The sequence below is a fragment of the Kineococcus aurantiacus genome, assembly GCF_013409345.1.
Lineage (GTDB): Bacteria > Actinomycetota > Actinomycetes > Actinomycetales > Kineococcaceae > Kineococcus > Kineococcus aurantiacus.
The window spans coordinates 2,612,348-2,632,311 of sequence record NZ_JACCBB010000001.1 but is presented as its reverse complement, the minus strand read 5'-3'; the positions used below and the strand labels follow the sequence as shown (position 1 = coordinate 2,632,311).

Genomic DNA, 19,964 nt, shown 5'->3' with positions numbered 1-19,964 from the left:
CGGTCAGGCGCCCAGGCGCCGCCGCAGGTCCGGCAGCACGTCCTGCAGGGCCGCGTCGAGGCGGACCGTCGCCTTGGCGTCCCCGCGGGTCGGGCCGGCCGTCACGATCGCGACGGGTTTGCCGTGCTTGGCGGCGTGCAGGACGAACCGGTACCCCGACATGACCGCCAGGGAGGAACCCAGCACCAGCAGGGACCGCCCGGCGTCGAGCAGCGCGAACGACCGCTCGACGCGGTCCTTGGGGACCGTCTCGCCGAAGAACACGACGTCGGCCTTGAGGGCGTCCTGCCCGCACCGCCGGCACGGGACCGTGCGGAAACCCGCCAGCTGGGCGTCGGTGAGGTCGGCGTCGCCGTCGGGGTTCAGGGCGTGGAGCTCCTCGACGCGGGCCTCGAACGTGGGGTTGGCCTCCCGGAGCCGGTCGGCCAGCTCGGCCCGGGAGGTGACCTCCCCGCAGTCCAGGCAGACGACCCGGTCGAGGTTGCCGTGCAGTTCGACGACCTCGCGGGTCCCCGCGGCCAGGTCGAGGCCGTCGACGTTCTGGGTGATCGTGCCGGTGACGAACCCGGCGCGTTCGAGGGCGGCGACGGCGTGGTGGGCGGGGTTGGGCTGCGCGCGGCGGAAGTGCTCCCAGCCGACGTGGCTGCGTCCCCAGTACCGGCGCCGGTTCTCCGCCGAGCCGGTGAACTCCCGGTAGGTCATGGGGGTGTGCCGGGTCAGCGACCCGTTGGGGCCCCGGTAGTCGGGGATGCCCGAACCGGTCGACATCCCGGCCCCCTCGAGGACGACGACCCCGCCGGCGCGCACCAGCTCCTCCAGCCGCCCGGACTGCTCGGCCTGCTCCCCCGGCCCGGCCTGCCCGAGCTGCCCGACGAGTTCCCCGCTCACGCCCCCATGCTGCCCGCCGCCGCCCGGGGGCGCAGGCCCAGGACCGCCAGGACCGCCGCGCAGACCGCGAGCGCCACCACGACGCCGACCACGACGGCCCACCCGCCGGCCCCGAAGGCGAACCCGGCGAGCCAGCCCACGACGCTGGACCCGACGTAGTAGGCGGCGGTGTAGAGCGCCGAGGCCTGGCCGCGGACCTGCGGGTGGGCGCGGGCCCCGACCCAGCCGCTGGCGACGGCGTGCGCGGCGAAGAACCCGGCGGTGAGCAGGACGAGCCCGGCCACGACCACGACGAGGTCGCCGGCCAGCGTCAGCAGGCAGCCGGCGGTGAACACGGCGACGGAGCCGAGCAGGACGCGCGCCCGGCCGCGGCCGGCGAGCCGGCCGGCGAGGGAGGAGCTGAGGGTGCCGGCGAGGTAGACGACGAACAGCAGGCCGACGACGGTCTGGGACAGCGAGAACGGGGGCCGCAGCAGCCGGAACCCGAGGTAGTTGTAGACGGTGACGAACCCGCCCATGAGCAGCAGGGCCTGGGCGTAGAGGGCGAGCAGCCCCGGGTCTGACACGGCCCGCCGCACGCGGGTCCGCAGGGCCGGGCCGCTCGTCCCGCGGCGGGCGGTGCCGCGCGCGGGGGGCACGAGGGCGCAGAACACGACGGTCGCGGCGAGCCCGGCGACGGCGACGGCGGCCACGCCCCAGCGCCAGCCGAGCAGGTCGGCGACGGCGGAGGAGACGACACGCCCGCTCAGGCCGCCCAGGGAGGTCCCCGAGACGTAGGCGCCGGCGGCGAGCGCGACCTCGCGGGCGTGGACCTCCTCGGCGAGGTGGGCGGTGGCGACGGCGGGCAGCCCGCCGAGGGCCGCGCCCTGCAGCGCGCGCAGCAGGAGCAGGGGCGTCAGGGACGGGGCCAGGGGCACCGCGAAGCCGAGGGCGGTGGCCAGGACGGCGGAGACGACCATGACGGGGACGCGGCCGAACCGGTCGGCGGCGGCGCTCCAGCCGACGACGGAGACGGCCAGCGCCCCCGTCGCGACGGAGACGCCCAGCGCGGCCTCGGAGGCGCCGAGGTGCAGCCCGGTGGCCACGGCGGGCAGGACGGCCTGCACGGAGTACAGCTGGGCGAAGGTCGCGACACCGGCGGCGAAGAGGGCGACGGTGAGGCGGCGGTAGCCGCGGGTCCCGCGCTCGTGGCCGAGCCAGGGGGTGGCGGTGCGGGTGTCGAGGCTCACGGTCCGACGGTAGGAACGCCCGGACCCATGCGTCCAATGCCTGCTCCGGGCGAGATTCATGCACACTTCGGGGGTGGAGGACGCGGTGGAGGTGCTCGCGGGGCCGCTGCAGGTCCTGGCGGCCCTCGGGGAGCAGGAGCACGTGACGCGGACCGCCGAGGCGCTGGGCCTGCAGCAGCCCACGGTCAGCCGGGCCCTGGCCCGCGTCCAGCGCGCGGTGGGGGTCCCGCTGCTGGTGCCGCAGGGGCGCGGCGTGCGGCTGACGGCGGCCGGGCGGGCGCTGGCCGCGACGGCCGCGCGGGCGCTGGCGGAGGTGGAGCGCGGGGTGCGGACCGTGCGGGAGGACGACGCCGTCGAGACGGGCCGGGTCGCGCTGGGTTTCCTGCACACCCTCGGCGCGGCGGCCGTCCCCGCCCTCGTGCGGGCGTTCCGCGAAGCCCACCCCGGGGTGCGGTTCGAGCTGCACCAGGGCGCCGCGGGCGCGCTGCTGGACCAGCTCACGCGCGGGGAGGTCGACCTGGTGCTGACCTCCCCGCTGCCGGACCGGCCGGGCCTGCGGTGCGACGCCCTGCTGGAGCAGCCCCTCGTGCTCGCGCTGCCGGAGGACCACCCGCTGGCGGTGCCCGGCCCGCTGGGGTTGTCGGCGGTCGCCGGGGAGGACTTCGTGCTGTTCGAACCGGGCTACGGGTTGCGGGAGGCCGCCGAGGCGCTGTTCGCGCAGGCGGGCGTCGTCCCGCGGGTCGCCTTCGAGGGGCAGGACGCGCACACCATCCGGGGGCTGGTGGCCGCGGGGCTGGGGGTGGCGGTGCTGCCGGCGGCCCAGCGGGGCACCTCGGAGACGTTCGCGGGCGTGGTGGAACGGCCGCTGGCCGGGCCCACGTCGACCCGCACGCTGGGGCTGGTGCGGCGCGACGAGCCGCTGCCGCGGGTGGCCTCGGCCTTCCGCGACCTCGTCGTCGCCCGCGGTTCGCGGCTGCTGTAGCGGGGCCCGGCCGTGGTCGGCCGCGGTCAGCGGCCGCCGGCGACGTCCAGGGTCGTGCCGGTGACGAAGCTCGCCGACTCCGACAGCAGCCACACGACGGCCTCGGCGACCTCGTCCGGTTCCCCCGCCCGGCCCAGGGGGACCGTCTTCTGCAGCCGCTCCACCCGGCCCGGTTCCCCGGAGCTGGCGTGGATGTCGGTGCGGATCAGCCCGGGCCGGACCCCGACGACGCGGATGCCGTCGGCGGCGACCTCGTGGGCCAGGCCGACGGTCAGGGCGTCGACGGCGGCCTTGGAGGCGGCGTAGTCGACGTACTCGAAGGGGCTGCCGGAGACCGCGGCCCGGGAGGAGACGTTGACGATGGTCCCGCCGCCGGCGGCGCTCAGGTGCTTGACGGCCTCGCGCGCGCACAGGAACGACCCGACGACGTTGACGTCGAGGACGCGGCGGATCCGGTCGACCTCGAGGTCGACGACCCGCGTCTGCAGCGCGGTGATGCCGGCGTTGTTGACCAGGCCGGTGACGGGTCCCAGCCCGGCGGCGGCGCGGAACAGGCGGCGGACGTCGCCCTCGACGGACACGTCGGCCTGGACGGCGAGGGAGGGGGTCCCCAGGTCCCGGGCGGTGGCTGCGACGTCGTCGGCGGCCTCGCGGTGCGTGGAGTAGCTGAAGCACGTCGGCACCCCGCGGGCGGCGAGGGCCCGGACGACGGCCGCCCCGATCCCGCGACTACCGCCGGTCACCACCACGACTCCGTTCATGCACGCACCGTAGCGAACCGTGCAGGAACCCCGCGCCCGCGGCCGGGGGGCCGTGCCGAACCGGGCGCTCGGGCGGAGAGGTCAGGCGAAGACCTCCGCGGTCCACAGGTGCAGCAGCGCGTACCCGCGCCACGGGCGCCACGGCTCGGCCCGCGCCGCGGCCTCGCGCGCCGGGACCCGCCCCAGGGCCCGGCGCAGCACCAGGTCGGAGGGCAGGAAGGCGTCGGAGTCCCCGAACACCCGCAGCGCGACGTAGTCGGCCGTCCACGGCCCGATGCCGGGCAGGGCCAGCAGCTCGGCGCGGGCCGCGGCCGGGTCGGCGGTGTCCAGGTCCAGGCCGTCGGCCAGGACGGTCGACAGGACGTGCAGCGTGCGGGCCCGGGCCCCGGTGACCCCCGTGACGGCGCGGATCGCGTCGGGCCCGGCGGCGGCCAGGGCCGCGGGGGCGGGGAACTCCACGAGGGTCTCGCGCGGGGTGCCGTAGGCCGCGACGAGGCGGCCCGCGAACGTGCGCGCCGCCGCCAGCGACACCTGCTGGCCCAGGACCGTCAGCAGCGCGGTCTCCGCGCCCGACACCGCCCGGGGGACCCGCAGCCCCGGGCGGGCCGCGACCAGGGGCGCCAGCAGCGGGTCGGCGGACAGGTGCCGCTCGGCGCGCGCGTGGTCGCCGTCCAGGTCCAGCCAGCGGCGCACGACCTCCGGCGCGACGGGACCGGTGACGTGGACGACCTCGCACCGCTCCCCCGTGCCGACGTCCACGGTCGCCTCGACCCCGCCGGGGAACACCCTGCGGTGCACGCCGTCGAGGTGGGTCTCGGCCCCCGGCACGGTGTGGGCCAGCAGGAACCGGCGCAGCGGCTCCGCGGGCAGCCCGCCCGGCACCTCCAGCTTCACGGCCACCGCCCCGGGTCGAACGCGGGCGGGTCGGCGGGGACGAGGTCGGGGTCGTCGTCGCGGAAGGTGCGGACCCGCCCCACGGGGGTGTGCGGCCCCTCGAACCGGACCGTGACGCGACCGGCGCCCGACCCCTGGACCCAGCCGGGCCCGAACCCGGCGTGCGCGACGTCCTGCCCGGGACGCCACCCGCCCGCCGCGGGCGGGCCGTACGGCTGCGCCGACACCGGCGGACCCTCCTTCCCCTCCTCGTGGCCGTCACCGGCCTCCTCGGGGTCCTCGGGACCGTCCTCCAGCTCGTCCTCCAGCTCGTCCTCCAGCTCGGCCAGCAGGTCGGCCTGGCTGAACTCCCCGAGCCCGGACACCCCCACCCCCAGCAGCCGGACGCCGTCGGCGACGTCGACGGCGTCGAGCAGCTCGCCCGCGTACCGGGTGATCTCCCGCGCCGTGTTCGTGGCGTGCGGCAGCGTCCGGGACCGGTTGAGGGTGGAGAAGTCGTACCGCCGCACCTTGATCGTCACGGTCCGGCCCGACAGGCCCGAGGCCGTCAGCCGGGCCGCGACCCGGTCGGCCATGCGCCGCAGCCGTTCCCCCAGGTCGCGGCGGTCGGTGAGGTCGACGGCGAACGTCTCCTCCGCCGAGACGGACTTCGCCTCCCGCTCGGGCACGACGGGGCGCGGGTCGACCCCCCGGGCGTACGCCAGCAGCGCCGTGCCGTGCGCCTTGCCGAGCATCCGGACCAGTTCCCCCTCGTCGGCCGCGGCCAGGTCCCCGATCGTGCGCACCCCCGACCGCGCCAGCCGGTCCCCCGTCACCGTCCCCACGCCGGGGATCCTGCGCACGCTCAGCGGCGACAGCAGCGCCTCCTGCTCGGCGGGCGGCACCACGACGAGGGCGTCGGGTTTGCGCAGGTCCGAGGCGATCTTGGCGACGAGCTTGCTCGCCGCGACGCCCACGGAGACGGTCAGGCCCGTCCGGGCGCGCACGGCGGCGCGGAACCGCTGCGCGACCGCCCCGGCCCGTTCGGCGTCCAGGTCGTCGTGCCCGGCGGTGAGGTCCACGAACGCCTCGTCCAGCGACAGCGGCTCCACGAGCGGCGACAGCTCGTGCGCCAGCTCCATCACCTCGTGCGACACCGCCCGGTAGGCCTCGAAGCGGCCCGCGAGGTAGGCGGCGTTCGGGCACAACCGCCGGGCGCGCGCGGTGGGCATGGCCGAGCCGATCCCGAACACCCGCGCCTCGTAGCTGGCGGTGGCGACGACCCCGCGGCCCCCCGTGCCGCCCACGACGACGGGCTTGCCGCGCAACGACGGTTTGTCCCGCTGCTCCACCGCCGCGAAGAACGCGTCGAGGTCCAGGTGCATCACACCCGGCCGGGTGGGGTCGGTCACGACGAGTACGCTCCCACGGTGCTGGACCTGACGACGACGCAGCTGATCCCCCTGTACCTGGCGGCCCTCGTCATCGGGTTCTCCAAGACCTCCATCGGGGGTGCCGGCACCATCGCCATCGCGATCTTCGCGGCCGTGCTGCCCGCGAAGGAGTCCACGGGCCTCATCCTGCCCCTGCTGATCCTCGGCGACCTGTTCGCGATCTCGCTGTACCGCCGGCACGCCGACTGGGGGCTGCTCGTGCGGCTCTTCCCGTACGTCGCGGTCGGGGTCGTCGCCGGGGCGGGGTTCGTGCGGATCGTCGACGACACGGTCATGCGCCGTTCCATCGGCGTGCTGCTGGTCCTGCTCGTCGTCATCCACCTGTGGCGGCAGCGCAAGCTGCGCGCGCAGGGGGACGCGCCGCCGATGTCGGTGACCCGCCGCCGGTGGACGGCCCTGGGTTTCGGGTTCCTCGCGGGTTTCGCGACGATGGTCGCCAACGCCGGTGGTGCCCCCATGTCCATCTACCTGTTCACCATGGGCCTGGGCGTCATGTCCTTCCTGGGCACCGGCGCGTGGTTCTTCTTCATCGTGAACTGCTTCAAGGTGCCGTTCAGCGTCGCGCTGGGGCTCATCGCCGTCGACTCCCTGTGGCTGGACCTGCGCCTGGCCCCGGCGGTCGTCGTGGGGGCGTTCGTCGGCTGGTGGCTGGCGAAGCGGCTGGACATCAGGACGTTCGAGAAGTGGGTGCTGGGGTTGTCGGTCGTCTCGGGCCTGTACCTCCTGCGCTGAGACCGCACCACCGGCGGGGGGTGCCACCGGCGGGGGCCGGGTGAACACCCGTCGACGTCCGGCCCGCACCGCTTCCCCTCGCGGGCCGGCCGCGGCACGCTGAGGACGTGGAGACCACGGGGTTCGACCGGGCCCGCACCGGGGGCCGGTCCGCCGGCCCGCTCGGGGGCGCGGCGGTGCTGCTGGGGGCCTGGGCGTGGGGGCTGGCCGCCTCCAGCACGTCCGCCGCCCGGGCCGGGGAGCTGGCCGCCCTGCGCGGGGACCACACCGCGCAGATGCCCGGCGAGGGCGAACTGGTGCTGCTCGCCCACGACGCGCGCCTGGCGGGGATGGTCGCCGTCGCCGCCGGTGCGGGTCTGCTGCTGGGCCGGCGCCGCGGCGCGGTGGCCGGCTGGGCCGCGGCGGTCGCGGCGCTGGTCGTGGCGAACGTCGCCCTGGGGCACCGGGTGGACGGGTGGGACCCGCCGGCCGCGGCGGCCGCCCTGCTGGGGGCCGTGGCCGCGGTCACCGCGCTCGCGGTGCTGGCCGCGCGCCGGGTGGGACGACCCGTGGGGCGACCGGCGCCGTCGTCGCGGGCGTGGGACCTGGCCCCCGGCGTCCTGGCCGCGGTGACGGTGCCGGTGCTGGTGCTCCAGGGGTTCGGCACCGACCGCTACCGGCCGTGGCTGCCCGCCGACCTGGGCGCCTCGGACCTCGTGGCGGCCGTGGCGTCGCTGCTCGTCGTGGCCGGGTGCGCCCTGCGGTGCGCGCGGACGCGCGGCGCGGCGCGGGTGGCGGTGCTGATGCCGCTGGCGTGCCTGGTGGTGCTGCTGGAACCGTCCGGGGGCTCGGTGCAGGTGCGCGGGCAGCTGTGGGCCGCCGGCGCGGCCCTGGTGACGGCCCTGGCCCCCTTCGTCCTGCCCGGCGCCCGGTCGCCGTGGGTGCGCCCCCTGGTCCTGGCCGCCGTCGGGGTCGCCGTCGGTCTGGTCCCGGCGCTGCTGGTGGTCCCCGCGGTGGTCGGCGGGGTGGTGTCGATGGCGGTCCTGGCCCCCGCCGGGGCGGTCATCGGGTACGACGGCCTGCCCGTGGTCGGCGGGGCGCTCCTCCTGGCGCCCGTCGGCCTGCTCGTCGTCACCCTGCTGCCGTCGGACCGGCCGCGGACCGGCCCCGCGTGACCCCCGGCCACCGCACCCCCGCACCGTCCGCCGCGGGCGCGTGAGCGGGCTCGCGGCGCAGGACGTCGGCACCTGGCGGCTGGTGGCCCAGCGCGTGGTGCCCGTCCTGGACGGGGCCGCCGACGTCGTCGAGCACCTCGCGGCCGTGCAGGCGCAGGACCTGCGCGCCGCCGCGACGGCCGTGGCCCTGCGCACCGCGGGCGGGACCGTCGACGGGCTGGCCGCAGCGCTGGACGCGGGCCGGGTCGTCCGGTCCTGGCCCCAGCGCGGGACGCTGCACCTGCTCCCCGCGGCGGACCTGTTCTGGGTGCTGGAGCTGTGCGCGGGCCGGACCGTGGCCGCCACCGCGCGGCGGCGCGAGCAGCTGGGGATCTCCCCGGCCGACCTGGACGTCGCGCGCGGGACCGCGGCGCGCTCGCTCACCCGCGCCGGGCTGACCCGCGCCGGGCTCCTTGCCGCGTTCGAGGCCGCCGGGCAGGCCACGGCCGCCGGGCGCGGGTACCACCTGATCGTCCACCTGGCCCTGACCGGTGCGTTGTGCCAGGGGCCGGTGCGCGGCCGGGAGCAGCTGTTCGTCCCGGCGGGCGAGTGGGTCAGAGACCGCCGGGACCCGCCGGACCCGCTCGCGGAGTGGGCCCGCCGCTACCTGCGCGGTCACGGGCCGGCGACCGCCGCGGACTTCGCGGCGTGGACGAAGCTGCCGCTGGGCCGGGCGCGGGAGGGTTTCGCCGCGGTGCGCGGGGAGTTCGAGACGGCCCTCGTCGACGGCGTCGAGCACCTCCTCGACCCGGGGCTGCCGGACCTCGTCGCGGCGCACCGCCGGGCCGCGCGGGGCCTGCACGTGCTGCCGGGTTTCGACGAGTTCCTGCTCGGCTACGCCGACCGCTCCCACGTCCTGGCCCCCGAGCACGCCGACCGGGTGACCCCCGGCGGCAACGGCGTGTTCCGCGGGACGGTGGTCGCCGGCGGGCGCGTCGTGGGGACCTGGGACCGGGTCGCGGGCCGGGGCGGGGACCGGGTCGCGGCGCAGGGTTTCACGGGTCTCCCGCCCACCCGCGCCGCGGCCCTGGCCCGCCGGGTCGTCCCGTCGGGCTGGTTCGGCTGAGACCCGGCCTACCCGCTCAGAGCCACTTCTCCGCGAGGTGGTCGGCGCGGACGAACCGGATCGTCCCGGAGCGGGCGCGCAGGGCGATCGACTCGGTGCGGATGACCGGCCCCAGGCGGCGCACCCCGTCGACGAGGTCGCCGTCGGTGACGCCGGTGGCGACGAAGAAGGTGTTGTCGCCCCTGACCAGTTCCTCGGCGGTGTACACGTGGTCGAACTTCAGCCCCGCGTCGAGGCCGTGCTGCTTCTCCTCGTCGGTCTTCGGGGCCAGCCGCGCCTGGATGAGCCCGCCGAGCGCCTTGATGGCGCACGCCGTCGCGACGCCCTCGGGGCTGCCGCCGATCCCCACGCACATGTCGAGCCGGCCCTCGTAGGAGGCCGCGCCGATCCCGCCCATGACGTCCCCGTCGAGCAGGAGGCGGGTCCCGGCGCCGGCGGCGCGGATGTCGGCGATGAGCTGCTCGTGCCGGGGCCGGTCCAGGACGCCGACCTGGATCTCGGAGACGTCCTTGCCCTTCGCCTTCGCCAGCGCCCGGACGTTCTCGCCGATGGGCTGGCGCAGGTCGACGACGCCGACGCCCTCGGGGCCGGTGACGATCTTCTCCATGTAGAAGACGGTGTGGGCGTCGAGCATGGCGCCCCGGTCGGCGGCCGCGATCATCGAGATCGCGTTGCGGCGGCCCAGCGCCGTCAGCGAGGTGCCGTCGATGGGGTCGACGGCGATGTCGCACGCCGGGCCGTTGCCGGTACCCACCTGCTCACCGTTGAACAGCATCGGCGCCTCGTCCTTCTCGCCCTCGCCGATGACGACGACCCCGGCGAAGTCGACGGTGCCGAGGAACGTGCGCATCGCGTCGACGGCGGCGCCGTCGGCGGCGTTCTTGTCGCCGCGACCGATGAACGGGGTCGCCCGGATCGCCGCCGCCTCGGTGGCCCGGACGAGCTCCAGGGCGAGGTTGCGGTCCGGTGTGGCGGGCAGGGTGGTCATGAGCTGCTCCTGACGGGAGGGCGATCGCTTGCGTCCCATCGTCCCAGGGGCCGCGGCGGCCGACCGGGCAGGGCGGGGCGCGCGGCCCGGTGGGGGCGCCCTGCGACGATGGCGGCGTGAGCGAGCACCGGGACGGGAACCAGGACGGGCACGGGGACCAGCACGGGAGCGGGCGCCGCGCGCAGCGCCGGCCGGACGTCACGACCGTCGAGCTCGTGGGGGGCGTGGAGGCCCTGCGGGTCGGGCTGCACGAGTACGACGACCGGTGGCCGGACGTCTACCGCGAGCACCACGACCGGATCCGCTCCGCGCTGACCGGGGTGGACGCCGACGTCGAGCACATCGGGTCCACGTCCGTGCCCGGGCTGGCGGCCAAACCGGTCGTCGACGTCGTCGTGGCGGTCGACGACGTCACGGCCGAGGAGGACCACCTCGACCGGCTCCTCGCCGCCGGGTACGAGCTGCGGGTCCGCGAACCGGGGCACCGCCTCGTGCGCACCCCCGCCCGCGACGTCCACGTCCACGTGTACGCCCGCGGCGACGCCGCCGTCGGCGAGTACCTGCTGCTGCGCGACCACCTGCGGGCCGACGCCGACGACCGCGCCCTGTACGAGCGCACCAAGCGGGAGCTGATGGCCCGGGACTGGGACGACACGAACGCCTACGCCGACGCCAAGGGCGAGGTCATCGCTCGGATCAAGGCGCGGGCCCGCGAGCGCGGGGGCCGCTGACCCCGCTCCCCGGCCACCAGGGGGCGACGGCGAGCACCACGAGCGGGCGGGTGCGCGGCCTCAGACGGCGGACAGGGTCCCCGTGGCGAGCAGCGCGAGGAGGACGGCCCCCAGGCCGACCCGGTACCCCGCGAACACGCTGATCCGGTGGTGGGCGACGAAGCGCAGCAGCCACGCGATCGAGGCGTAGGCCACGACGAGGCTCACGAGGGTGCCCAGGGCGGTGGCCCCCCACCCGACGGTGGCCGAGACGTCCCCGCCGGCCGAGACCCCCTCGTAGAGGCCGGCCGCCGTCAGGGCCGGGATCGACAGGAAGAACGACAGCCGGGTGGCGGTCACCCGGTCCAGCCCGCGGAACAGGCCCGCGCTGATGGTCGCCCCGGAGCGGGACACCCCCGGGACCAGCGAGAGGCACTGCACGAGGCCGATCACGAGGGCGTCCGGCAGCCGGACCCGCGCCTCGCCGTGCCGGGCGGCGCGGCGCGCGGCGTACGCCTCCGCGGCGACCATGACGACGCTCCACCCGATGAGCGCGGACGCGACGACCCACAGGCTGCGCAGCGGCCCGGCCACGACGTCCCGGGCCGCGAAACCCACCAGGCCCACGGGGACCGAACCCACGACCACCGACCACGCGAGGCGGTAGTCCTCCTGCCGCGCAGCGGGATCGCGCAGCCCGCGCACCCAGGCGAGCAGCAGCCGGGCGATGTCGCGCCGGAAGTACCCGATGACGGCGACGATGGCGCCGAACTGGACGATCGCGGTGAACGCGGTGGTGCCGGCGTCGTCGACGCGCAACCCGAGGAGTTCCTCGACGACGGTCAGGTGCCCCGTGCTGGACACGGGCAGGAACTCGGTGAGGCCCTCGACGACGCCGAGGACGGCGGACTGCCACAGCTGCACGGTGATCTCTCCTCGCTCTCCCGCGGACGCGCCCGGAGCCGGCCGCCCGCACGCCGCCACTGTGGCGCAGCGTTCCTGAACGTGCGCTGAAGCCCGGTGGCGGCGACAGCCGTCCGGGTGGTCGATGCTGGACGGCATGAGCCTGGGGCGCGGCGTGCGGTGGCTGCTGCGGCTGTGGCGGGAGTGCGGTGTGCAGGTCCGCTCGACGGTGGCGGCCACGCTCGTGCAGGGCGTGGTGGTCCTGGCGATGGGGGCGCTGCTGCTGCTGAGCCTGGTGGACGACCTGCACCGGAGCGTGGACGCGTCGACGCTGGCCACGGCCCAGTCGGTCGCGGCGCTGGTCCCGGACGGGGTGGGCACCTCGCCGGACCTGCGGGCCGCGGTCGAGGCGGCCGCCCGGCGGCGGGCGGCGGTGCAGGTGGTCGACGCGGCCGGGGCGGTGGTGGCGTCCAGCCCGGACCTGCGCGGGGAACCGCCGGTGGTCGACGAGCGGCCCGCCCCGGGCGACGTCGTCCACCGCGAGCTCCGGCTGCCCTTCGACGACGACGCCTACCGGGTGACCGCACTGGGCGGCGCGGCCGGCGGGGAGCGCTTCACGGTGGTCGTCGCGCAGTCGCTGGGGACGGGCGAGGACGCGCTGCACGCGGCGGTGGCGGCCCTGGCGGTGGGCGGCCCGCTGCTGCTGCTGACGGTGGGCGGGGCGACGTACCTGTTCGTGGGCAGGTCGCTGCGGCCGGTGTCGCGCATCCGGACGACGGTGGAGGGCATCAGCCACGGGAACCTGTCCGGGCGGGTCCCGACCCCGCCGGGGCGCGACGAGGTGGCGCGGCTGGCGTCGACGATGAACTCGATGCTGGCGGGGCTGGAACGGGCCGACACGGCCCAGCGGCAGTTCGTGTCCGACGCCAGCCACGAGCTGCGCAGCCCCATCGCGACGCTGCGGGCCGCGGCGGACATCGCCCTGGGGCGACCCGACCGCGCCGACCCGCGGGAACTGGCGCGCCTGGTGCGGGGCGAGTCGCAGCGGCTGGACGCCCTGGTGAGCGACCTGCTGCTGCTCGCCCGGGTGGACGAACGCTCCTGGTCCGCCGGGCCGGGCCGGGGCGAGGAGGTGGACGTGGACGACCTGGTGACGGACGAGCACCGGCGGCTGCGGGCGAGCACCACGCTGACGGTCACCCTGCACCGCGAACCGGCGCGCGTCGTCGGGGACCGGCAGGAACTGTCCCGGGTGGTGCGCAACCTCACCGACAACGCCGCCCGCCACGCCCGGTCCGCGGTGTCGATCGACCTGCGGCGCAACGGCTCCGTCGCCGTGCTGACCGTGACGAACGACGGGGCCCCGATCCCGCCGCCGGACCGGGAGCGGGTGTTCGAGCGGTTCGTGCGGCTGGAGGAGAGCCGCGCCCGCGACTCCGGGGGCAGCGGCCTGGGCCTGGCGGTCGTGCGGGATGTCGTCGCCGCGCACGGCGGTTCGGTGGCGGTGGTGGACCCGCCCGGTGGTGCGCCGGGGACGGCGTTCCGGGTGGAGCTGCCGCTGGCCGAACCCCCGGGCCCGCCCTGAGGGGTGCGGTCAGGACCCCGCCGCGAACCGGTACCCGGCGCCGCGCACGGTCTCGATGAACTCGCGCCCGATCTTCTTCCGCAAGTACCCCACGTACACCTCGACGAGGTTCTCGTCGCCCTCGTAGAACTCGTCCCAGACGCCCTGCAGGACGTTGGTCTTGGACAGCACGTCACCGGCGTGGCGCATGAGGTGGTGCAGGACCTGGAACTCGCGGGCCGTGAGGCGGACCTCCCGCCCGGCGAGGTGGACCCGTTGCGCGGCCGGGTCGAGGGTGAGGTCGCCGGAGCGCAGGACGGCGGGGCGCTCCGGTGCGCCCCGCCGGGTCAGCGCCCGCAGCCGGGCCACGAGGACGTCGAAGGAGAAGGGTTTGCGCAGGTAGTCGTCGGCACCGAGGTCGAACGCGTCGGTCTCGTCGTGCTCCCCGTCCTTGGCGGTGAGGACGAGGACGGGCGTCCACACCTGCCGCGCCCGCAGGGTGCGGCACACCTCGTACCCGTTGAGGACGGGCAGCATGACGTCGAGGACGACGACGTCGTACGCGCCCCCCTCGGCTCGCGCCAGGCCGGTCCCGCCGTCGTGGGCGACGTCGACGGTGAACCCGGCCCCCGCCAGCCCGGCGGCCAGCGTCGCGGCGAGGGTCACCTCGTCGTCGACCAGGAGGATGCGCACGTCCCCATCCTGCCCGGGCAGGTCAGAGGGTGCGCCCCACGAGGTGCCCGGTGCCGTAGGTGACGGCCATCGCGAGCGCGCCGCCGAGGACGGTGCGCGCGGTGGCGCGCCGGTGACCGGCCCCGCCGAGGTGGGCGCTGAGCGCCCCCGTCAGCGCGAGCGCCACGAGGACGGCGGCGAAGCAGGCGGGGACGCGGGCGGCCGTGGGGGTCAGGACGATCGTCAGCAGCGGGACCAGCGCGCCGAGCGTGAACGCGGCCGCCGAGGCCCACGCGGCCTGCCACGGGCTGACGACCTCGTCGGGGTCGAGGCCGAGCTCGGCGTCGGCGTGCGCGGCGAGGGCGTCGTGGGCGGTGAGCTCGGTCGCCACCTGCTGCGCCAGGGCCGGGGACAGCCCCTTGCCGACGTAGATGCTCGCGAGCTCGGCGAGTTCCTCCTGCGGCATCTCGGCGAGTTCGCGCCGCTCGGTGGCCAGCAGGGCCCGCTGGGTGTCGCGCTGGGTGGAGACGGACACGTACTCCCCGGCGGCCATGGACAGGGCGCCGGCGACGAGCCCGGCGATCCCGGCGGTCAGCAGGGCCGTCCGGTCGGTGGTGGCCCCGGCGACGCCGACGACGAGCCCGGCGACCGAGACGATGCCGTCGTTGGCGCCGAGCACCGCGGCCCGCAACCGGTTCAGCCGGGCCGTCAGGTCCCCCTGGTGCAGCACCGGTTCCCCGGGGTGGGTGTCCGCCACGTCGTCCTCCTGTCCGGCGAGGGGACGTTCCCCTCCCCCGGGGGCCAACCCGTCCGCCGCGCGCCCTCTTCCGGGACGGGCGGGTCAGACGATGCCGCCGTTGACGCGCACGACCTGGCCGTTGACCCAGCGCCCGGGCCCGGCGAGGAAGGCGACGACCTCGGCGATGTCGGCGGGTTCGCCGAGGCGTTCCAGCGGGGGCTGCTTCGCCAGCCGTTCCACGGTGGCCTCGTCCTTGCCGTCGAGGAACAGCTCGGTGGCGGTGGGGCCGGGGGCGACGGCGTTGACGGTGACGTCGCGGCCGCGCAGCTCGCGGGCCAGGATCATCGTCAGCCCCTCCACGGCGCCCTTGCTGGCGACGTAGGCGCCGTAGGTGGGCAGTTGCAGCCCGACGACGGAGGTGGAGAACGTGATGACCGCCCCGCCGTCGCGGACGCGGCGGGCGGCTTCGCGGGCCACGACGAACGTGCCGCGGATGTTGGTGCGGTGCAGGGCGTCGAGGTCGTCGAGGTCGAGGTCGGCGATGGTCGACTGGCTCAGCCGGCCCGCGGCGTGGACGACGACGTCGACGCCGCCGAACTCCTGCTCGGCGAGGTCGAACGCGGCGGCGACGGCGGCCTCGTCGGCGACGTCGGCCTGCGCGGCCACGGCGCGGCCCCCGGCGGCGGTGATCTGCCGGACGACCTCGGCGGCGGCGTCCGCGGACCCGGCGTAGCCGACGACGACGGCCTGCCCGCGGGCGGCCAGCTCGGTGGCGACGGCTCGGCCGATGCCCCGGGAGGCCCCGGTGACGACGGCGACTCGCTGCTCGGTCATGCCCACTCCTCCATACCTTCGGTACGCCCTTTGCGTACCGGCGATATGACGACCGTAGCACCGGTCTAGGAGCAGCGCTACTGCTGTGGCGTACCCTTGCTACGTGGACCAGCGCACCGCCATCCTCGACGCCGCCGAACGGCTCCTCGCCGCCTCCGAGGACCACGACGTCGCCACCCGCGCGGTGTGCGAGGCGGCCGGCGTCACCCAGCCCGTCCTCTACCGGCAGTTCGGGGACAAGAAGGGCCTGCTCGACGCCCTCGCCGACCGCGGTTTCGAGCGGTACGCCCACCGGAAGGCCGGGCTGCCCGTCACCGACGACCCCGTGGCCGACCTGCTGTCCGGCTGGGACGACCACACCCGCTTCGCCGCCGCCAACCCCGCGCTGTACCAGCTGATGTTCGTCCCCCGGCCCCGGTCGCGCTCGGTCGCCCGGCAGCGCGTCCTGGACCTGCTCGCCGCGACCCTGACCCGGGTGGCCGCCGCGGGCCGCCTCACCGTCGAGGTCGACCACGCGGCCCAGGTGGTCCTGTCGGCCAACGTCGGCGCGGCGCTGAACCGCATCGCCCAGCCGGAGGTCTTCGGCGAGGACCTGTCCCACCGCGTGCGGGACGCCGTGTTCGGCTCGCTGCTGCGCGACGCCCCCCGCCGCGAGGGACGCCCCGGGCTGCCGTCCGCGGCCCGGCGGCTGCGCGCGCAGCTCGACCTGACCGACCCGGGAACCCTCGAGCCGGAGGAGACGGCGCTGCTGCGGCGCTGGCTGGAACGGCTCAGCTGACCCGCCTCAGCCCTTCGGCCTCAGTACCTCGGCCTCAGCACGTCGGCCTCAGTACTTCGCGGACTGCCCGCCGTCGATCGGCACGACGGCGGCGTTGACGTAGGACGCGTCGTCGGACAGCAGGAACGCCACGACGGAGGCGATCTCGGGCGCCTGCCCGTACCGCTTGGTCGGGTTCACCTGGATGAACTGCTCGGCGGCCCGCTCGGGGTTCTCCGCGTCCAGCTGCCGCATGGAACCCTCGACCATCGGCGTCCAGATCGCACCGGGGGCGATCGCGTTGACGCGGACGCCGAACTGCCCGTACTCGACGGCGGAGTTCCGGGTGAGCCCCACGACGCCGTGCTTGGCCGCGGCGTAGCCGGACTGGTTGCCGACGCCGCGGATCCCGCCGACGCTCGCGGTGTTCACGACGTACCCGCCGCCCTGCCGGCGCATCACCCCCAGGACCTTCTCCAGGCCCAGGAACACGCCGCGGAGGTCGATCGCGTGGACGCGGTCGAACTCCTCGACGGTGAAGTCCTCGGTGAGGTTCTGCCGGCCCTCGATGCCGGCGTTGTTGAAGAACCCGTCGATGCGCCCGAAGCGCTCCAGCGTCGCGGCGACGTACCGCTCGACGTCGGCCTCCTGCGACACGTCGGCGGTCACGGTGAGGACCTCGGCGGACGGGGCGGCCTCGGCCACGGCGGCGGCCGAGGCGGTCAGGCCCTCGACGGAGACGTCGACCAGGGCGAGCCGGGCGCCCTCGGCGGCGAGGCGGACGGCGGCGGCACGGCCCAGGCCGGACCCCCCGCCGGTGATGAGGACGACGCGGTCGGTGAAGCGGTCCACGGGACACGATCCCTTCGGTCGGGTTGCGCGCACCCGGCGCGCACCGGACGACCTCCGTCGACCGCCCGGCAGGTTCCGCACCCTTTGTACGACACCTGTCGTTCAGGGTACCCCCACCCGCCCCCGCTACCGCGACGCGACCACCCGCCCGGCCGACGGGATGCGCGACACCCCCGCCAGGACGTCCTCCCGCGTCCCGGCCAGCGACAACCGGACCCACCCCTCCCCCGACGCCCCGAAACCCGTGCCCGGGGCGACCGCGACGCGCTGCTCCACCAGGAACCGCTCGCACCACGCCGAGACGTCCCCACCGCTGACGTGCGACACGTCGACCCACAGGTAGAACGCGCCGTCCGGCCGCTGGTGCCGCACCCCCTTGCCCCGCAACAGCTCGCACGCGGCCTCGATGTTGGCCCGGTAGTGCTCGCGGGCGTCGGCGACGGTCTGCTGGTCCCCCTCCAGCGCCGCGAGCGCCGCGAGCTGGGCGGGAGCGTTGACGCAGCTCACCACCGCCTCCTGCGCCGTGCGCAGCAACGCCGACCACTGCGGCGGCGCCACGAACCAGCCGACGCGCGCGCCCGTCAGCGCGTACGTCTTGGAGAACGAGAACACCGGCAGGACCCGGCCGTCGCGGTCGAGGGCGGCGGGGCTGACGTGCGGGACGCCGTAGGTGAACCGCTCGTAGACCTCGTCGGAGACCACCCACAGGTCGTGCCGGCGGGCGAACGCCAGCAGGTGCTCCAGCACCGGCGCCGGGTACACGGTGCCGAGGGGGTTGGACGGGGAGTTCACCACCAGCACGCGCGTCCGCCCCGTCACCGCCGCCTCCAGGGCCACCGGGTCCGGGCGGAACCCGTCGTCGGGGTCGAGGCGGTACGGCACGGGGACCGCACCGACGTGCCGGGCGGTCATGGAGAAGTTCACGTACCCCGGGTCCGGCACGAGCACCTCGTCGCCCGCGTCCAGCGTCATCGACATCACCTGGTGCAGCGCCTGCATCCCCCCGGCCGTCACCCACACCTGGTCGGGGTCGACGGCCAGGCCGTTGTCCCGCGCCAGCTTGCCGGCGATGGCGGCGCGCAGCGCGCCGATCCCGCCGTTGGGCGTGTAGTCGGTGACGTCGTCCGCCCACGCCCGCGCCCCCGCCGCCAGCACGTGCGGGGCCACCGGCAGGTCCGGTTCCCCCACGTTGAGGGCGATCACGCCGTCGAGGTCCTGGGCGAGGTCGAAGATCCGCCGGATCGGCGAGGCGGGGATGGTCAGGGCGCGGGAGGCGATCGCAGGCACCCGCCGATGCTCTCAGCCGCAGCCCGCGGCCAGGACCTGCAGGTAGTGCGCGTTGCGCATCAGCCCCAGGAGGTTGCCGAAGGGGTCGACGACGCTGGCCCCGGTGAACCCCTCGCCGAACTCCCGGGCGGGCTGGAACACCGTCGCGCCCAGCTCCACGGCGCGCGCGAGCGCGGCGTCGAGGTCGTCGACGTGCCAGTACAGGACGACACCGCCGGGACGGTCCGTGGCGGGCACCCCGCCGAGCTGCCCGGCGAACGCCGCGTTGAGGACGCCCAGCTCCTGCTGGTGGTCGCCGACGCGGAACTCGGCGTACCAGGGCCGGTCGAAGTACGGCGGGAACCCCAGCAGCTCGGTGTACCAGCGCTTGGCGCCCTCGAAGTCCTCGGCCAGCAGCACCACGGTCGACATGCCTCGCAACATCGCCTGCTCCTCCTGCGTCGGTCGGTCCGGTGAGCACCACCCTCCTCCCTGAAGCGCTCACCTCCTGAGCACTTCCGCTGGCAGGATCGGCGACGTGCGCGCCGACCGGCTCGTGGCCGTCCTGCTGCTCCTGCAGTCGCGGGGGCGGGTGACGGCCGCCGCCGTGGCCGCCGAGCTGGAGGTCTCCCTCGCCACGGCCCGCCGCGACCTGGAGGCCCTGTCGGCGGCCGGGGTCCCCGTCTACCCGCAGCGGGGCCGGGGCGGGGGGTGGTCGCTCGTGGGCGGCGCCCGCACCGACCTGACCGGGCTGACGAGCGGGGAGGCCCGCGCGCTGTTCCTCACCGCCGGGCCCGCGACGGCGGACCCGGCGACCCGCTCGGCCCTGCGCAAGCTCGTCCGGGCCCTGCCGGGGACGTTCCGCGCCGACGCCGAGGCGGCGGCCGGGGCCGTCGTCGTCGACCCGGCCCGCTGGGGCGACCGGGAGCGCCCGCGCTCCGAGCTCGTCACCCGGCTCCAGGAGGCCGTGGTCGCCCGGACCCCGGTGCGGATCGCGTACGCCTCCCGCAGCGGGACGCGCGACCGGACGGTCGAGCCCCTCGGGCTCGTCGCCAAGGACGACGTCTGGTACCTCCTCGCGGGCACCCCGGCCGGGCGCCGCACCTACCGCGTCGACCGCGTCGGGCACCTGGAGACCCTGACCGGCCGCTTCGAGCGGCCCGTGGACTTCGACCTGACCCGGGAGTGGCAGCGCGTCGTCGACGAGGTGGAGTCCCGCCGGGCCCTCACCACCGCCGTCGTCGTGCTCCCCACGCGGCACCTGCCGGTGCTGCGGGAGCAGTTCGGGCGGCACTGCACCGGCGCCCGGGAACTGGGCGGGGGACGGACCCGTTGCCACGTCGCGGCACCCACCCCCCTGGACCTGGCCCGGACGCTGGCCGGGTGGGGGGCGGGCCTGGAGGTGGAGGAGCCGCCGGCCGTCCGGCACGAACTGGCCCGCATCGGCCGGGAACTGGCGGGACGGTACGGCTGAGGTGACGGTGGCCGGGGTTGTTGGCAG

Annotated in this window: 21 protein-coding genes; 8 read left to right on the top strand and 13 right to left on the bottom strand. The window is 76.3% G+C overall.

All coding sequences use genetic code 11. The annotated features are described in order from the left end of the window. Positions 1 to 3: 3 nt before the first annotated feature. Together BJ968_RS12660 and BJ968_RS12655 are read right to left on the bottom strand one after the other, a co-directional pair. On the bottom strand, positions 4 to 888 hold the full coding sequence (locus BJ968_RS12660) for an NAD-dependent protein deacetylase (protein WP_425491495.1): 885 nt from the start codon (positions 886 to 888) through the stop codon (positions 4 to 6). Continuing rightward, complete coding sequence (locus tag BJ968_RS12655) at positions 885 to 2,117, bottom strand: MFS transporter (protein ID WP_218885027.1); 1,233 nt, start codon at positions 2,115 to 2,117, stop codon at positions 885 to 887. Before BJ968_RS12655 ends, BJ968_RS12660 begins: the two co-directional genes overlap by 4 nt. A 73-nt stretch (positions 2,118 to 2,190) precedes the next feature. Here BJ968_RS12655 and BJ968_RS12650 point away from each other — a divergent pair, with 73 nt between their 5' ends. Further along, positions 2,191 to 3,099 carry a LysR substrate-binding domain-containing protein gene (locus BJ968_RS12650; protein WP_218885026.1) on the top strand — a complete coding sequence of 303 codons (909 nt, stop codon included), beginning with the start codon at positions 2,191 to 2,193 and terminating at the stop codon, positions 3,097 to 3,099. A gap of 26 nt (positions 3,100 to 3,125) precedes the next feature. Here the strand turns inward: BJ968_RS12650 and BJ968_RS12645 are convergent, their stop codons facing one another. The 3 genes from BJ968_RS12645 to BJ968_RS12635 form a co-directional block, all read right to left on the bottom strand. Next, positions 3,126 to 3,860 (bottom strand): SDR family oxidoreductase, encoded by a 735-nt coding sequence (locus tag BJ968_RS12645; protein WP_179752343.1) that lies wholly within the window; start codon positions 3,858 to 3,860, stop codon positions 3,126 to 3,128. 81 nt (positions 3,861 to 3,941) lie between these two features. Continuing rightward, a complete protein-coding gene (locus BJ968_RS12640) occupies positions 3,942 to 4,760 on the bottom strand; it encodes a DNA-3-methyladenine glycosylase family protein (protein WP_343077995.1) in 819 nt (272 codons plus the stop codon). Next, positions 4,751 to 6,118: a DNA polymerase IV gene (locus BJ968_RS12635; protein ID WP_179756626.1), complete on the bottom strand. Its 1,368-nt coding sequence runs from the start codon at positions 6,116 to 6,118 to the stop codon at positions 4,751 to 4,753. The genes BJ968_RS12640 and BJ968_RS12635 overlap by 10 nt, the downstream gene beginning before the upstream one ends. Before the next feature lie 45 nt (positions 6,119 to 6,163). On the opposite strand from BJ968_RS12635, the gene BJ968_RS12630 reads away from it, so the two are divergent. The 3 genes from BJ968_RS12630 to BJ968_RS12620 all read left to right on the top strand — a co-directional run bounded on the left by BJ968_RS12630 (position 6,164) and on the right by BJ968_RS12620 (position 9,178). After that, the gene (locus tag BJ968_RS12630; protein WP_179752339.1) at positions 6,164 to 6,919 is read left to right on the top strand and encodes a TSUP family transporter; all 756 of its coding nucleotides are present in this window, start codon (positions 6,164 to 6,166) and stop codon (positions 6,917 to 6,919) included. A gap of 107 nt (positions 6,920 to 7,026) precedes the next feature. After that, positions 7,027 to 8,073 carry a hypothetical protein gene (locus tag BJ968_RS12625; RefSeq protein ID WP_179752336.1) on the top strand — a complete coding sequence of 349 codons (1,047 nt, stop codon included), beginning with the start codon at positions 7,027 to 7,029 and terminating at the stop codon, positions 8,071 to 8,073. A 40-nt stretch (positions 8,074 to 8,113) separates the two neighbouring features. Next, entirely contained in the window at positions 8,114 to 9,178 is a 1,065-nt protein-coding gene (locus BJ968_RS12620; protein ID WP_179752334.1) for a DNA glycosylase AlkZ-like family protein, read from the top strand. Between the two features lie 16 nt (positions 9,179 to 9,194). On the opposite strand, the gene glpX is transcribed toward BJ968_RS12620, so the two are convergent. Beyond that, the gene (gene glpX / locus BJ968_RS12615) at positions 9,195 to 10,166 is read right to left on the bottom strand and encodes a class II fructose-bisphosphatase (protein ID WP_179752332.1); all 972 of its coding nucleotides are present in this window, start codon (positions 10,164 to 10,166) and stop codon (positions 9,195 to 9,197) included. A gap of 215 nt (positions 10,167 to 10,381) precedes the next feature. Between glpX and BJ968_RS12610 the strand changes: the two genes are divergently transcribed. Then, on the top strand, positions 10,382 to 10,897 hold the full coding sequence (locus tag BJ968_RS12610; RefSeq protein ID WP_425491570.1) for a GrpB family protein: 516 nt from the start codon (positions 10,382 to 10,384) through the stop codon (positions 10,895 to 10,897). Between the two features lie 60 nt (positions 10,898 to 10,957). On the opposite strand, the gene BJ968_RS12605 is transcribed toward BJ968_RS12610, so the two are convergent. Beyond that, the gene (locus BJ968_RS12605) at positions 10,958 to 11,800 is read right to left on the bottom strand and encodes an undecaprenyl-diphosphate phosphatase (protein WP_179752328.1); all 843 of its coding nucleotides are present in this window, start codon (positions 11,798 to 11,800) and stop codon (positions 10,958 to 10,960) included. A gap of 136 nt (positions 11,801 to 11,936) precedes the next feature. On the opposite strand from BJ968_RS12605, the gene BJ968_RS12600 reads away from it, so the two are divergent. Then, positions 11,937 to 13,364 carry a sensor histidine kinase gene (locus BJ968_RS12600; RefSeq protein WP_179752326.1) on the top strand — a complete coding sequence of 476 codons (1,428 nt, stop codon included), beginning with the start codon at positions 11,937 to 11,939 and terminating at the stop codon, positions 13,362 to 13,364. Positions 13,365 to 13,373: 9 nt separating this feature from the next. Here the strand turns inward: BJ968_RS12600 and BJ968_RS12595 are convergent, their stop codons facing one another. The 3 genes from BJ968_RS12595 to BJ968_RS12585 all read right to left on the bottom strand — a co-directional run bounded on the left by BJ968_RS12595 (position 13,374) and on the right by BJ968_RS12585 (position 15,588). Continuing rightward, a complete protein-coding gene (locus tag BJ968_RS12595; RefSeq protein ID WP_179752324.1) occupies positions 13,374 to 14,036 on the bottom strand; it encodes a response regulator in 663 nt (220 codons plus the stop codon). A gap of 22 nt (positions 14,037 to 14,058) precedes the next feature. Further along, positions 14,059 to 14,772: a VIT1/CCC1 transporter family protein gene (locus BJ968_RS12590; RefSeq protein WP_179752322.1), complete on the bottom strand. Its 714-nt coding sequence runs from the start codon at positions 14,770 to 14,772 to the stop codon at positions 14,059 to 14,061. Positions 14,773 to 14,856: 84 nt separating this feature from the next. Continuing rightward, entirely contained in the window at positions 14,857 to 15,588 is a 732-nt protein-coding gene (locus tag BJ968_RS12585) for an SDR family oxidoreductase (protein ID WP_179752320.1), read from the bottom strand. Between the two features lie 103 nt (positions 15,589 to 15,691). On the opposite strand from BJ968_RS12585, the gene BJ968_RS24615 reads away from it, so the two are divergent. After that, the gene (locus BJ968_RS24615) at positions 15,692 to 16,366 is read left to right on the top strand and encodes a TetR family transcriptional regulator (RefSeq protein WP_179752318.1); all 675 of its coding nucleotides are present in this window, start codon (positions 15,692 to 15,694) and stop codon (positions 16,364 to 16,366) included. Between the two features lie 48 nt (positions 16,367 to 16,414). Here the strand turns inward: BJ968_RS24615 and BJ968_RS12575 are convergent, their stop codons facing one another. From BJ968_RS12575 to BJ968_RS12565, 3 genes are all read right to left on the bottom strand, one after another. Continuing rightward, on the bottom strand, positions 16,415 to 17,197 hold the full coding sequence (locus BJ968_RS12575) for an SDR family oxidoreductase (protein ID WP_179752316.1): 783 nt from the start codon (positions 17,195 to 17,197) through the stop codon (positions 16,415 to 16,417). Positions 17,198 to 17,323: 126 nt separating this feature from the next. Then, positions 17,324 to 18,484 carry an aminotransferase class I/II-fold pyridoxal phosphate-dependent enzyme gene (locus tag BJ968_RS12570; protein ID WP_179752314.1) on the bottom strand — a complete coding sequence of 387 codons (1,161 nt, stop codon included), beginning with the start codon at positions 18,482 to 18,484 and terminating at the stop codon, positions 17,324 to 17,326. 12 nt (positions 18,485 to 18,496) lie between these two features. Beyond that, positions 18,497 to 18,907 carry a VOC family protein gene (locus BJ968_RS12565; RefSeq protein WP_179752312.1) on the bottom strand — a complete coding sequence of 137 codons (411 nt, stop codon included), beginning with the start codon at positions 18,905 to 18,907 and terminating at the stop codon, positions 18,497 to 18,499. 94 nt (positions 18,908 to 19,001) lie between these two features. Here BJ968_RS12565 and BJ968_RS12560 point away from each other — a divergent pair, with 94 nt between their 5' ends. Further along, positions 19,002 to 19,937 (top strand): WYL domain-containing protein, encoded by a 936-nt coding sequence (locus tag BJ968_RS12560; protein ID WP_179752309.1) that lies wholly within the window; start codon positions 19,002 to 19,004, stop codon positions 19,935 to 19,937. Positions 19,938 to 19,964 lie beyond the last annotated feature (27 nt).